Origin of the sequence: Tardiphaga sp. OK246, assembly GCF_900188215.1 — a bacterium.
In the GTDB taxonomy this organism is placed as follows: domain Bacteria; phylum Pseudomonadota; class Alphaproteobacteria; order Rhizobiales; family Xanthobacteraceae; genus Tardiphaga; species Tardiphaga robiniae.
Genome location: NZ_FZOX01000001.1, coordinates 1,003,586 through 1,018,126 on the forward strand (window position 1 = coordinate 1,003,586; position 14,541 = coordinate 1,018,126).

Consider the following 14,541-nt stretch of genomic DNA (forward strand, 5'->3'; position numbering starts at 1 on the left):
GATATGTCCCGCCCCCCGAGCATCGCAATCCTCTCGACGGCATGCCGGCTTCCCGACGCCAACTCGCCAGCGGAATTATGGGCCAATATAGTCGATGGACGGCGCTCGTTTCGGCGCATACCGCGAGAGCGTCTCGATATCAGCCGCTATACCATAGACGCAATCGGCGAAGCCGATTCTATTACCCAAATTCGCGCGGGGCTTCTCACAAACTGGAATTTCGATTCCAGCGCCTTTCGTATACCTAAGAGGACTTATGAGGCGACAGACCACACTCACTGGCTGGCGCTTGAGCTTGCCGCGGAGGCAATCCTTGCGATTGGAGGGATTGACCGAATAGATCGAACCAGGACGGCAGTTGTCGTCGCAAATACGCTGGCCGGAGAATTCAGCCGCACCTCGCTTCTCCGTCTTCGAGCCCCGTTCCTTAACGAGCTAATGACGGATGCTGCGGCGCTCGAAGGCCTGACCACCGATGTGACGGCGCGCCTGGGCGCCGCTTTCCAAGACCAACTGCGTCGGCACTTTCCCGATCCGAACGAGGAGAGCCTCGCCGGCGGTCTTGCCAACACCATCGCCGGCCGGATCGCCAACTACTTCGACCTGCATGGCGGCGCCTATTCGGTGGATGCCGCCTGCGCCTCGTCGCTCGTTGCCCTCAGCGACGCGGCCAATCTGCTGGCAAGCGAGCAAGTCGATGCTGTCGTGCTGGCTGCCGTCGACCTGAGCCTCGATCCCTTCGAGCTGGTCGGGTTCTCGCGAAACGGCGCCCTGGCTACCGACGAAATGCGGGTTTTTGACGCGAGGAGCAGCGGCTTTTGGCCGGGGGAAGGTGGTGCATGCTCGGTGCTGATGCGCGAGAAAGACGCTCTACGAACCGGACTGCCTGTCCTTGCCCGCATCCGGGGTTGGGGACTTTCCAGCGACGGCGCCGGCGGCCTTACCCGTCCATCACTTGAGGGGCAACTGCTGGCGTATCGGCGTGCCTACAAAATGGCTCAAGTCGATCCGGCGGATGTGGACTTTGTCGAAGCGCACGGTACCGGCACTGCCGTTGGCGATCCGATTGAAGTGCGCGCCCTTGCCGCATTACGCGAAGGATCTCGTTCGACACTTCCAATCGGATCGATCAAGGCCAATATCGGGCACACGAAGGCCGCAGCAGGTCTTGCCGGCCTGATCAAAGCCGTCGAAGCCCTGCGATGTGGCGTCATACCGCCTCACGTGAGCTGCGAGAATCCACATCCCGTATTCGCGGAAACGGGCCATCGGGTTCGCGCAAACGTCGCGGCCGAACGGATCGATGACCCGAGGCGCGGCTTCGGCGGTGTATCCAGCTTCGGCTTTGGAGGCATCAATACGCATGTCGTGATCGAGCGCATAGGCGCGGCCACATCTTCGATCGGCCTCCCCTGCTCGCCCAGATCGCAGGACGCTGAGCTGTTTCTATTCTCAGGAGACGGCACGAGCGATATTGTCGATTCGATTGCGGCATTCGAAGGCCGTGCCGCGACGCTTTCGCTCGCCGAATTTTCCGACGCAGCAGCGCATGCGGCTTCCAAAGCAGGACCGGCCCCCATAAGGGTAGCCATCGTTGCTTCTACTGACACAGAACTCGCTGCGCGGCTGGCCCGTGCCAAGGCCGCGGTGATCGCCGGTGAGACTTTTGCGGACTCGAACGAGGGCGTGTTTGTTGGCCGCCCGTCTCGTGCTCCCCGCATCGGCTTCCTGTTCCCGGGCCAAGGCGCACCGTGCAGACCCGACGGCGGATTCTGGCGTCGCCGCTTCGCGGGCGTCGCCGAGCTGACCGAGGCGCTGCCGACGGCCAGCGGTCAAAACTCCTCCGACACCAGTGTCGCTCAGCCTGCCATCGTGGCTGCGTCCCTTGCCGCGCTGGACGTTCTGAAGCGCCTTGGCATATCGGCTTGCGCAGCAACTGGGCACAGCCTTGGTGAGATAAGCGCGCTCGCCTGGGCTGGGGCATTGGCTCCGCAGATGGCCCTTCAACTCGCGCGGACGCGGGGATCGATCATGGCTCGCGCGGGCTCGCCTGGGGGCGCTATGCTTCGGGTTGTACTTCCACCCCACGATGCCGAACATTTCGCCGGTAAAACCGGTACCGTCGTGGCATGTCGAAACGGCCGGCACGAATCGGTTCTCTCCGGAGGTGTCGACGCGGTAACGCACGCCGCCGCGCGCTGCAAAGACCGCGGGATTGAAGCATCAATACTTGCCGTATCCCACGCGTTCCATAGTCCGCATATGAAGGCGGCGGGTGACGAATTGGCACTCGCCCTAGTCGCCACGTCATTCGGATCGATCTCAGAGGGAACGGTTATCTCCACAATCACCGGCGCGCCACTCACCGCCCGCTCAAACCTCCGCCAACTGCTGGTCGATCAACTCGTGGAGCCCGTCTTGTTCGACGCAGCGCTCGAAATGCTTTGCGCGCAATCTGATTTTCTGGTCGAGGTTGGCCCCGGAGAAGGCTTGACGCGATTGGCCCGGGGTGCAGGAATTGCCGCATCCTCGGTGGACGCTTTCGGAAGCTCCATAAAACCGCTCCTTTGCACGGCCGGCGCTGTTTTCGCGGCAGGCGTCGACATCCGCGCCGATTCTCTGTTTGCAGATAGACATCTTCGTGCATTCGAGCCTTTGGTCACGCCGAAATTCATTGAGAGTCCCTGCGGCTCGCACGAGCCCGCAAGCCTTGCCAGCCTCCCGGCACCCCCACGGCCGATCCAGCAACCCGCACTTGAGGAGTTGGCGCAAGAGACGGCTCCGCTCGCGGCAGTGCTCGCTGCGATCGTTAAAGAGACCGGATTACGGGCTTCCCTTATCGGTCCCGACGACCGTTTCCTTGATGCACTTCATCTCAACTCTCTTGCCGTCACGCGAATTGTAATCGGCGCGGCCAAGGCGTTGCGTATGCGCCTTCCCTCGGCGCCGATAGAGTTTTCGAATGCGACAGCGCAGCAACTCGCGGACGCCCTGGCGGAGCTTCAAGCATTCGGAGGTGACGCCGATAACGCACGTATCGCCGGTGTGCGCCCATGGGTCCGAACCTATGGAATGGGCTGGAGCGAAGCCGAGTTACGGGCGCAAAGCGCTTCTCCGGCCTGGTGGTCTCAGGTGAGAACTTCTTCCCCAATACCCGAGGAGCCTGAAAAAGCCGGCGACCTTGGCCGCGTAATTTGGGTTGACGGCGAATTTGAAGCCAGGTTGGCCGAGCAACTCGTGACTCAAGTTTCGGCCGCGATCAAAGCCAACGTGCAACATTTGGCGATCTGTCATGACGGCGCGCCGATCTCGGCTTTTGCCCGCTCGGTCGCACGAGAGGCCTACTTCCGATCGGTCCGCGTCATTGATTGTCCGAATTGCGACACGGCCGACCCACGGCTTGCTCGCATACTTGCGACCGACGTGAACGGTTACCACGAGGTGCGGCTCACCCAGGATGGAGCGATACGGGAGCCGATCTTCGCGCCGATCATCCCCCGCTCATCGTCATTGGCTGCCATCACCGCGAGCGATGTCGTTGTGATCGTCGGAGGCGGCAAAGGCATTGCGGCCGAATGCGCATTCGAGATCGCACGCTGCGGAGCGGCAATCGTCTTGATCGGCCGGAGCGCCGCCAGTGATACCACCGTTGCGACAACCCTTGCCCGTGCCGCCGCGAGCGGATTACGCTGCCGTTATGTCTGCGCCGACGTGCTGGAGAAGGAGAGTCTCCGCTCCGGCCTCGCTCCGGTGCTTGACGATTATGGGCCGGTGACGACCCTCCTTTACGCGCCCGCGCTCAATCAGCCAAAACGACTGATCGAGCTGGATACCGACATGGTGAGGCGCACCATCGCTCCAAAGACCGTCGGCCTGAAATCTACACTCGAGGTACTCGGGCCACAGGTCCGCCGACTGATCACCTTTGGCTCCATCATTGGCCGCATAGGACTTGAAGGGGAAGCCCATTACGCGCTGGCGAACGCCATGCAGACCGCGGCAACGGAAGCATGGGCCTCGGCCTCGAGCGATCGTACTTCGCTGGCCATCGAATGGAGCGTGTGGGGTGGAACGGGAATGGGCGAACGGCTGGGCACCATCGAACGTCTCGGCGCGCTCGGGGTGGATGCCATTTCGGTGGATGACGCCCTCAAGGCCTTCGGCGAAATGATCACTCAAGGCACCGTTGGCACAATTGCAGTGACGAGCCGCTTTGGTCCGCCACCTGATCTCTCACTCGGCGTCCGTGATCTCCCCATGCTCCGGTTCCTGGACGAGCCGAAGATTCACTTCCCGGGTGTCGAACTCGTGGTCGAAACAACGCTGAGCCTGGGACGCGACCGTTATCTGGACGATCACATCGTGGGCGGCGCCTCCGTCCTTCCAGCCGTGATGGGGCTGGAAGCGATGGCCCAGGCCTCCTGTGCTCTAACACCGTCCGAACTGCACACCACTGTCAGCGACATCGGGCTTCTTCGTGCGCTCAATGTGCCGGCGGGCGGCGCCATCCGAATCCGGATTGCCGCCCTCCGAACCCGGCACGGCACGACCGATGTTCAACTCTTTTCCGAGGATGATGGATTCCGGGCTCCGTGTATGCAGGCCTCATTCAGCGCAGGAGGCGTAGGGGCACCTAACTGGAGGCTTCCCGATCAACAAACGCAGGGCTTTGCTGCGGCCCCGCTTTACGGCCCATTGTTCTTCAATGGAAAATCTTTCCAGCGCCTGGAGCGGTTCGAGACCGCAACATCGCGACAGATGGCCGCCTGTCTGCGGCCCGACCCGGGAACAAGATGGTTCGGCTCGTTCGAGCCTCGCTCGTTCACGCTGTGGGATCCTGGCGCGACTGATGCGGTCCTGCATGCGCTGCAAGTCGCCGTGCCGCATCGACAGGTTATTCCCGTCAGTGTCGAGCGGATCGAAATCGACCCGAAGGCCGACGGCCTCAGACACGTCAGCGCGATCGAGCGAAGGACCTCCGGAACGTCATACACGTTCGATCTGGTCATTAGCGACGCGAGTGGCCGTGTGGCACAGCGTTGGATCAACGCGACCTTCCGCGCAATCGGTCCGACGAACATTAAAGACGTGCTTTCGGTTAGCCCCGCCCTTGTCGGCCCGTATCTGGAACGATTGGCGCGGGAAACCTTTGGCGATCGCAGCATCGAGGTTTCGTTTATCTGCGATCACAACAATTTCCGGGAGTCTCGCCGTGGCGCGGCGATCGCATCGCTGGGACTGAGCGGCGCGATCGATCGAAGAGCGGACGGAAAACCAATCCGTAACGACAGTAAGGGTTCGGTATCTATTTCTCACTGCGGAGACCTGACGCTTGCTGTTGCCGCAAGCACTCCAATCGGCTGCGACATGCAATTATTGAGCGTCGAAGACGACACCGACCTTATTCACCGGCACACCGTTCACGAAGCCTGTCGAAAAATCGGACGAAAGCTGCCGATGGCATCGATTCCCGCGATTATTCCCAATACTCCGACGACGATCGGGGATGTGACAATATTCGTTGCCGAGCTACCGCTACCTTCAGGGACTTTCGCCGTGGCGTTCTCTTGCCTCGAGAACCCGTTCTGCTCCACGGCCCTCACCAGTCGTCAACTCATGGCAGGGGAGCCAGCGTTGTGAACGTAAACGTAACTCAAGCGACCACAGCGAATCGATTGCAATCGCAGCCGGCGTTCATCTACCGCCACGTCGTCTCGTTTGAAGAAACCAATGTTGTCGGCAACGTCTATTTCACACGACATATCTCGTGGCAAGGACGTTGCCGCGAAATGTTCCTCAAGCAAAATGCCCCAGAAATTCTTGCCGAACTGGCTCGCGACCTGCGGCTGGTCACGCTGCGCGTGTCCTGCGAATATTTCGAGGAACTGAGTGCGTTCGATGAGATCGATGTGCAGTTGAGGCTCGCCTATCTGCGGCAACATCGAATTGGTCTGGACTTCAACATCGTCAAACTGTCGCCTGCCGGCGATAGCTGCGCCGCCCGGGGGAGTCAGGAGATCGCATGCATGCGGGCGACGGCCAGTGGCCTCGTACCGGTTCAACCGCCGGCGGTTCTGACCAGGGCGCTAAACTCATTTCAAGGCTGACCGAGGCAATGACGCCCGCTCCAGGCAATCTTTACAGGCTGCCGTGGATGTGTTGCAAGTTGCCAGCATAGTTGATCTCCGGCGCGTCAGGTCTCTCGGAGAACCGCCGATTCCTTCATTTGCCAACTGCCCGTTTGTATCGATTCCTTGGCGAGTAGCGGATACAACAGCCTGCGGGCACCAGAATGGACCGATTAAACGAGAAAACGAGTAGCCCGAGCAGAATGCGTACCCCGAGACGGGTTTCACGGTCAGGATTTCTTTATTCTCTCTCAAGCAATCACATTGTCCAGTCAACCTGCTGGCAGATCGTCATGACGGAGGGGCGCCCTCTTACGGAGTCCAGCCAACGCGCTACGTTAGAATTATTCGCCAGTATCTCCCGCCCTTCCGGCGTATTGGCGAAATAGATCATGACAGGGATAAGAAACAGGTCCGCGATTGACATCGAAGAACCAGAAATGAATGCCGACGAAAGCTGGCTATTCATTTGAGCACAGAAATAGTTCATCGCCGGGCGGTGCTGTTCGACGATGGCTTCATCCGGTGTTTGATTTCGCAAGGCCTTTTGGAAGCGTTCACGGACGGAGAACTGCAGGATACTGTTGACGCCATAGTCGAGGAACGCCGAGATCCATTGGAACATTTTGGCGCGCGCCATTATGTCCAACGGTTGCAGGGCAGGCCCCTCGAATTTGGCGTCCGCGTAAATCGCGATGGCAAGCGTCTCGAAAATCGAGACCTCACCATGAACGAGGACGGGGACGCGCCGCCAGGGATGGATTTTGGCATAGTCCGGCTCTGCCAAAGCCGGCATGTCCGTTTCGAAGAGGACGCCCTTCTCAGCGAGGGCAAGGGCCGCTGTCTGATAGAACGTGCTGGGAGGAAAGCCGAGCAGTCGGACGGTCGGGTTACTCATGGCTGGATCCTTGCCTTAGAGACCTTGCTGCTACACTTAAATTCAATCGCCTGGTTGATTGAGAACAGCGACAGACTCTCCAGGAATCGCAGAAGAGCATCGCGATCGGCCTCGTTTGCCGCTGCGTAGGAACGGGCTGATGCATCGGCCTCGCCCCCATGTCGCCGGATCACAGCATCCAGTGTCTGACTAAGGCCATCATGCCCATAAGGCGCTGTACTCGATACGCCCCACAGTGGTGGCGTCTTGAATTTGGTTCGGACCGCGAGATGGCCGTCAATCCAAGTATATTCTCGGAAGCGATCTCCAAGATCGTGGTAGCGTAGATCGCTAAAAATTCCCTCTATCACGCGACTTTCACCCGCCGGTTTCCCAATTCTGACTTTAGACAAATTATTGAACTGGTCCAGTTCGACTGACCATTCGGCGAAGCGAACATCAGCCGCTGCGGGAACGCGCCAGGAGGGCGTATGACATGAGGTACACCCCATTTCGTACATGGACGCCTCCCCCCGCAGAATCTCCGGCGTGACTGCCCGTCGTGCCGGGCTCGGATGATTTTGCAGAAAATGCTCGATCGCGTCTGCATCAGAGGAATTTGGTCCGATGATGTTACCCACCTGCTCAATCGATTCGATCGTGAGTTGGCGGCGCCCGCCGACAGAGCGTCCTGCCCATACCTCTCCGGAACTGACAGGTTTGGTCAAGGCATCAGCGAATGGAAGTCCGAAGATCGTTTTCCATGCGCCAAGCACGAACATGCGGATGCTTGGATATTGATGATCGGATACGGCCCAGCCGGGAAACCCGTGAAACAGGTTGAAACCAGCGACATCTGCGCTGCCAATATTGCGATGTGCGCCGGCCTCATCCATCGATGGCAATGGACGTCCCTCCTTGTCGACAAACCAGACCACAAAGGAAGGATCGATGTCGAGAAGGCCATCAGGCCGTTGCGAAAGGCTACCAAAATCGACCAGGACACCTGGCATCGCCTCAATCACAATTCGTTCGCCGGTCAAGGCGGATTTATCGATGAATTTGCCGTTCGAGCTATACTTCGCCATCACCGATGCCCGAATGTGTTCAGAGATCGCCTCAAGGTTTCCGACACCGAACAAGTGGGGTGTGTTTCGCCCCAAGCCACCATAGCCCGCCGAATTTCCGCCCGAACCAGCCGTTCCTCTTGGATAATTGTGGCATGTCGAGCAGGAATTTGTCGTGTGATCCAGGTGCGGGTCGTAGCGAACGGCACCGAAGCCCTCCTTGCGTGACCATTCCTTGAGGAACAATTGGCGGCCACGCTCGAATTTCATCCACTCGGGAGAGTCAGCGCGACAGATGGGGTCTGCGGCGACGACCTCGTCGGACGAACTTGCCGCCGTGACGGCTATCAGCAGCAGCCACATACTAAGTGCGAGTATCTTCATTTGTGTTCTCCGGAAGCGACGTCCGGGGCCCCCCAGGGGGATCTTGACAATCGGGGCCTGAACAACGGTCGCATGCCCCCGTCAGCCAGCGGCACGCAGCAGAAGACGTCGACATCGAGCCCGCCGGAGAACAAAAAGCGCGGTTGGAACACCTCTCGCCCAACACGAACGTTGCCGACTTTGAAATCCTCTGTGGCGACGCCGTCGCCGTCAATGTCCGCGGGGGTCTGGAGGGTCGGATACAACTGAAGCGATCGCAAGAACGCGATGACGGCGTTGCGCTGCGTTCCCGGCAAACCTTCGAATGTGCGGGCAGCTTTGTCCGCCGCTCCACCATGAGCTAGAACGACTTGTTCGAGGGTTTCATAACGACCATCGTGACCATAGGGCGCCGTAGTCGCAACACCCCACAACGGTGCCGTGCGGTGCGCTGTTTGCACTGTGTTGTCGAAACGGAGTTCATGGAACGCGGGGCCGATATCCCAGTGACGAAAATCGGAGAAGACCCGAACGTCCGCTTGCCTTCGACCGTTGCTTCTGTTCAACGATAGCTCGATGCGGCGCTCTGTTCCGTTGCGGGCGGTCAGTGGCTCGACCACAAAGCGCCGACGATCGTTCTTGATACTCCATCGATCAACATGACATAGGGCGCAGCCAATTGATTTGAATACTTCTTGTCCACGTGCGCTTTCGGATGACGCAAGGATGGCTGGAGGTGGCAGATGCAGCATGTAGAATTCGATGGCATCAAGATCGCCGGTAGTGAATGTCAGCCGCTTCTTTGAAGAAGAAGCCGAGGGATCGGAATTTTGGGATGCAGAGTCCCTCGCTTGGGCAGCGCCGAGATCGAACTGAAGCGCGCCGGACTGCGAGATCATCGCCTTTCCGCCAATCGAATCGACGGAAAAGCGATTTCCAACTTGGGTAGGATCGTCCGTGCCGATTCCGATATGCGCGTCTGCGGCCAAGGAGGCAAACTCGCGTACGGTCGCTGCCTCGCCACCCTCGCTCGTCACTCGACCGTCAGGCCATGATCTAGTGCCGCGTCCCCAACCGAAGACACCAACGGCAAAATCGAAACCCGCGACCCTGTCGTCGTCTAGGCTGGCTGCGTTGATCGGGAGGCCGGCAGTATCAACGAACCAAACTCGAATGCTGGAATTGAGTGTTGGGATTCCGCGCGCATCTGGTCGGATGTTACCAAAATCAATCGGTGGAGAAGAGTCAGCAGGCTTAACCAATGCTTGGCAGCCGGCTCTGGCATCGTCCTTGGAGATCCAGCCTTTTTTCGACCGGTCGCAGGTAGCGAGGATAGTGTCTCGGATTTGTGCGCCGATCATCTCGACGAGGCCAGCGCCAAAAAAGTGTGGCGTGTCGCGCCCTTTTGGCCCGGTGGAAGCGATCACGGGGCCGCTGCCTGGCTCCGCAAAGGGGACGGCATGACACATCCCGCAGGATGCCGCATGGTCGCGGCGCATTCGAGGAGGCGCGTCGGTTTGTTCCGCTGCGGACCCAGTAACATAAAGCGGCCCACCAACTTCCCCTGCCCTGGTCATGGCGCCATCCGCTTCTGTATAAACCCTTTGTACCAGATCGCGGCCTCGCCAATAGAGCGCAAAAGGATTGTTTTCCGCCAGAAATGCGGAAGTTCCTGGCATCGTAGCTGAACCCTGCCGGAGGTGGACGAAAGGGTAAGGAATTCCATAGCCATAAACGTCGTTTTGCTCGGCGCTGACCTGCGCCTGGGTGGGGTTCATCTGATTGGTGGCTACGAGCAGCAAGCCCAATGCGATCAGGGATCCTCGCATAGTTCCACACTCCGCCAACTCAACGAGTCCGTCGTCACAGTTTGTGCGCTTGGCAATGACGCGACCCATTGGGCGGCGCCAGGAAGCTCGGTCGTCGACAATTTTTCCCAATCAACTGATGTCTGGTGGTAGGCGGCGGTGCGGAGATGGAGTTCAGACACATCGCCATTCGCGGACGTCATGATCATCGTGACAGGCGTATTAACGCCGTCTATGCATCGGCTTGCGGCCACTTCTAGAATCTTGTCCGGATCGCTACTGTCGCGATAGCGCGCAAGATCTCGAAAGTAAGCTCGGCGCAACAGAAAGCCGGTTCTCTCGTCAAGCCATAGTACCATAGCTGGGAAGGCGGTGCTCTTGCTGCCTCCCGATAGTGACCCGAGCACCTTGTGCAGTGTGCGATTACCTGAAGCTTGTCGCCCCAGGGACCAATAGGTCCATCCGTCCAGGGGCAAGAGCCAGCGGAGATCGTCGTAAGAGAAATCCGCACCGAGAAGTCCCTCGAAGTAGCGAGATGGCTTCAGTTGCTTTACTGTATGTGCGCCGGCGGGCAGGTAGAGATGGACCTCACTCCGGCCGATATCGTCGGTGTGTTCCGAAATTCTGTATGCAAGCCCCGCCAGAGAAGCCGGTTCGAGCATGGCCACGACCGTCCTGATGGAATCGGCGTTTCGGGAGAAGATGCGCGCGATCTCAAACCGGCGGGTTACCACATCTCCTCTTTTGAGAAGCATTGTCACTCGCTGGATCCCGCCTTCTCCGAGGTTGCGATGGTTGAACCGGTATAAAAGTTCGGAGGCGGCCATATTATCCGACTCGGCTAAAGCCGTGGATGCAAACAAACTGCTGCAGGCCACAACCGCCAGACCAACGCAAATCCGCATCAGGCCCATCGCAATCGTCCGTACAACATATGAAGGCAAGCTGGTGCTGTGACCACCGCCGCGGCAGCCGATGTCAGCAGCCCGCCGATGATCAATGCCGCCATCGCTTGGTTCGCTGGAATGCGGGACAAAAACAAGACAGAGAAGCCAAGGATCGCCGCCAGACCTCCCACCATAGATGCCGGCATTGCACAGGACTGGCTATAGGCCGTCCTATCGCCGAACTGCGGCGGGCATGCATCAAACTCCGCAATCAAGTGGCTCACGGAGTTTGCTCCGAAGCCTACAGCGAGCGGAGCGAAAAGGGCGGTTGCGATGCCTAACGAGGCGCCGCAGATCCAGAGCAAGATGTAGATAATAGCCATCCCGACTGCAACGGTGAGGCTCGCAACGAGAGCGAGCCGCCAAGAGCGCATGACGACGAAGACTACGACTGAGACGAGCAAGATGGCGTCCATCACGGCGCTGGCACTCACTCTCGCGAGCGAGTCGACAATTTCCAAACTGCGCCAGATCGGATCGCTTAGGGCAAGCTTCCTATGGCTGCGATCTTCCCGTCGAGGCTGGAGAGTATCGACAATTTCCCGTAATGTAGCAGCATCCGCATCCCTGATTGCCACGACGAAAGGCGTCACGTCCGCCTTACGGATTTGAAGCGGAGTGATGAACGGTAGCCTCGTCGATGCAAGAAGCGATGCAAATTGGTCAGCCTGCGAATCCCCAAGCGCCTCGTTCCCCTGGACAAACGCGCTGCGTTGCGAGGCTGCGTCGCGACCCTCGAACGCCGCGAGCAGATTGACCAGCGCCTCGGCCGGAGACCACACGGCTTGCACTTTGGGCAGACCCCTTACACGGTCCGCAAGCCGCAGCATGTCCAGTATAGCTTGCGGGGACCAGATCGAGGTATCTTCGAACGAAAAACTGATTTCGGCTATTGAGCTTCCTGCCAATTGTTGATCGGCTATCTTCGACAAGTCACGGGTTTCGCCGGACGGCAGATTTTGGATCCAACTGTCGTTGATCGGTATCGCGCGGACCGCAAGCCATCCGGAGAAAACGAGAGCCACTGTAGCGCCAACGATACAAAGCGCTCTTAGTTCTCCCGGCCGATGGATGATTCGGCTGCCAGTCCTGTCGAGCATCCGCTTCGCGGTCTTACGGATAGTATTGTTTGGAAGCAGCATCAAAATGGCTGGCATCAGGGTAAATGTGGCTGCGAAACTAACGAAGATGGCGATCGATCCGACGCGCGCGAGTGATTCAAGCGCAGGCATGCCGCACCATGAGAGTGAAAGCAGGGCCGCGACGGAAGTCGCCGAGCCAAGAAAGATCGGCCTGGCGGTGTATCCAGCCCCAAGAAATATGGAAGTTTTGAAATCGGCCGTGCCGGTCGGCTCGAGACACAAAACTCTGTCAACAAAGTAGACGTCGTCGACAACGCCGGACGTGAGCAGAATGACGGGCAGCATCACCGACATGATCGTGATCGGCTCACCCAGCAGCGCCATCACCCCGACGGTGATGACCCCACTGACCACCGACTCTCCGAGAATAGCTCCTGCTAATAGTGCGCTATCATAGTATCGAAAGAGCACGAGCCAGAGCAGAAGTGCCGTCAACGGTCCAAGTACCAGCAGGTCAGAAATGACTGCGGAGCTTAGCTCGGCCTTCGCAGCGGCATCGCCTCCCACCAGAATGTCGTACTCGGCGCCGGTGACCTGTTTCACGGATCTCCGGAGCTTCTCGAGCAACTCTCGTCTCGGTTCCTCATCGAGTGTAGCGACAATGAGGGTCTCAGTCCGGGCATCATTCAACAGCGCGCGGCGTATGTCCTTACCACGCTTGTCCGAATCGTTGTGGCTGAGCTGAAGCAGGTTTTCGGCAATGATCGCGTCGTCTTGAACCGCAAGCTCGGGCAAGGAGAGGACGGATGCAACCGCATTTGATGGAAGGCCAAGTACGAACTCCACTGTCTCTATAACGCGTTCAACAGTTTCGTACTTTATTTTCGCGTCGCCCTTCGATCTCAGGAGCAACGCTAGTTTTTCGGAGCGATCCGCCGTATGCGGAGAGTGCTGTACTCCTACATTCAATACTCGTGATGAAGTATCAATTCGGATGCCGCGTGCCAGGAAGCAGCTGCCGGCGATCGCAATGAAAAGCCCAATCATCAGCGTCCACGGCCGGACGCTCGAATGCCGAGCGAGAGCTGCGAGAAAATAGGAGCCTTCCAGATTTTTGGAGCAGCCGTCTCTCGTGGGCATTGCCGCGCCTTGCTTCTCAAACTGGAAGGACGATTTATCAGTCTTGCCCCCAACTTCGGCCACCCCCGGAAGGGGTGGCCTTCGTGAAACGCAAGGTTACTGTTTTGCGACGTCCTCGCTGATCCGCTTCTCAGGATGTGCCGCGGGGTCAAGGGACATGTGCTCCACCAATTCTCGGAACTTAACAGCCGCATGCTCAAGGGTACCGACCCTTCGACCGTCCGCGATAAGGTCGGTCGGCGTTAGCGTCACGGTTGCGGTATAACCGACCGGCGGTATCGTTTCGACGCTGGAGTACATGTAGACTGGTCCGTCCGTCGTGAGAGCCAGGCCGAGATTGGGAAGGCTTACCATGATGTACAGGTTGGCCGCGCAGTTGCAGGCACGCGCCGCGAAGGAAAGCGAGCAGGAGGCCGTTGGATTAATCGGACCGAACGGGGCAGCAGGCAATTGTTGGCCCGGCCTCAGCGGAACGAGCAAGGACGGGTCACGGCCGTCAGGCAGTCGCGGCGCCAATTGAATGGCGCCGTCCCTCGGTTCGATCAGTAGGTCGACTCCACCAAAGCCTGGTGCGACGCGCTGCTGCGCAAGTTGGATCATCTGCTCGAGCCGCTGCGCCTGCTTCGGGACGTCGTCCGAATGCCAAGCACCGACTACACCAAGTGACGGTTCACTCGAGTTCAATGTGACGAAAACTTCACCGAAGAGAAGACTATGTCCTCTTAGTGACAGTCCCACGAACTCTGTGTCGAGTTGAGCCGACCCCCACTGCACTTTCGTCGCCCCTCTGATTAACCGAGGCGAGTCGTGCTTCACTGCAATCCATCCCGTCAGCAAGACTGTGTCTTTGCCGACGCCATCGATCGTATAGGTCTCTTCAACGACAGCCCGCATGATATCCACGCCGGCGGTCGGCAACGTGAAGCGCTTGACCGGTAGAGACGCGAGACCGGCGAGATCCTTCTCGGACATTGACAGATACCGGTCGATCAGAATCGAGGTCATGGCCTTTTCAGTCTCCTTTCCGACTTGCGCGGAATGGAGCGGAAGACACGACGCAACGAGGATGGAGAGGCCGAGAAGTGAGGCACGATTCGTCTTGCTTGACGTTATGCGCATGTCTTTCCTC

At 58.8% G+C, this 14,541-nt stretch carries 8 protein-coding genes; 2 read left to right on the plus strand and 6 right to left on the minus strand.

The window, feature by feature from the left end; all coding sequences use genetic code 11:
* Window positions 1-3 precede the first annotated feature (3 nt).
* Window positions 4-5,640 (plus strand): type I polyketide synthase, encoded by a 5,637-nt coding sequence (locus CHC01_RS04905; protein ID WP_089262948.1) that lies wholly within the window; start codon window positions 4-6, stop codon window positions 5,638-5,640.
* Window positions 5,637-6,107: an acyl-CoA thioesterase gene (locus CHC01_RS04910; protein ID WP_210421648.1), complete on the plus strand. Its 471-nt coding sequence runs from the start codon at window positions 5,637-5,639 to the stop codon at window positions 6,105-6,107. The genes CHC01_RS04905 and CHC01_RS04910 overlap by 4 nt, the downstream gene beginning before the upstream one ends.
* 280 nt (window positions 6,108-6,387) lie before the next feature.
* Here CHC01_RS04910 and CHC01_RS04915 read toward each other — a convergent pair whose 3' ends face one another.
* The 6 genes from CHC01_RS04915 to CHC01_RS04940 all read right to left on the minus strand — a co-directional run bounded on the left by CHC01_RS04915 (window position 6,388) and on the right by CHC01_RS04940 (window position 14,417).
* A complete protein-coding gene (locus tag CHC01_RS04915) occupies window positions 6,388-7,026 on the minus strand; it encodes a glutathione S-transferase family protein (protein WP_089262952.1) in 639 nt (212 codons plus the stop codon).
* On the minus strand, window positions 7,023-8,456 hold the full coding sequence (locus CHC01_RS04920) for a di-heme oxidoredictase family protein (protein ID WP_089262954.1): 1,434 nt from the start codon (window positions 8,454-8,456) through the stop codon (window positions 7,023-7,025). Before CHC01_RS04920 ends, CHC01_RS04915 begins: the two co-directional genes overlap by 4 nt.
* Window positions 8,453-10,264 (minus strand): di-heme oxidoredictase family protein, encoded by a 1,812-nt coding sequence (locus CHC01_RS04925; RefSeq protein ID WP_176454497.1) that lies wholly within the window; start codon window positions 10,262-10,264, stop codon window positions 8,453-8,455. Before CHC01_RS04925 ends, CHC01_RS04920 begins: the two co-directional genes overlap by 4 nt.
* Entirely contained in the window at window positions 10,249-11,157 is a 909-nt protein-coding gene (locus tag CHC01_RS04930; protein WP_089262958.1) for an outer membrane lipoprotein-sorting protein, read from the minus strand. Before CHC01_RS04930 ends, CHC01_RS04925 begins: the two co-directional genes overlap by 16 nt.
* A complete protein-coding gene (locus CHC01_RS04935) occupies window positions 11,148-13,412 on the minus strand; it encodes an MMPL family transporter (RefSeq protein WP_141137045.1) in 2,265 nt (754 codons plus the stop codon). Before CHC01_RS04935 ends, CHC01_RS04930 begins: the two co-directional genes overlap by 10 nt.
* Window positions 13,413-13,508: 96 nt before the next feature.
* Window positions 13,509-14,417 carry a DUF6073 family protein gene (locus CHC01_RS04940; protein ID WP_089262962.1) on the minus strand — a complete coding sequence of 303 codons (909 nt, stop codon included), beginning with the start codon at window positions 14,415-14,417 and terminating at the stop codon, window positions 13,509-13,511.
* Window positions 14,418-14,541: the final 124 nt, after the last annotated feature.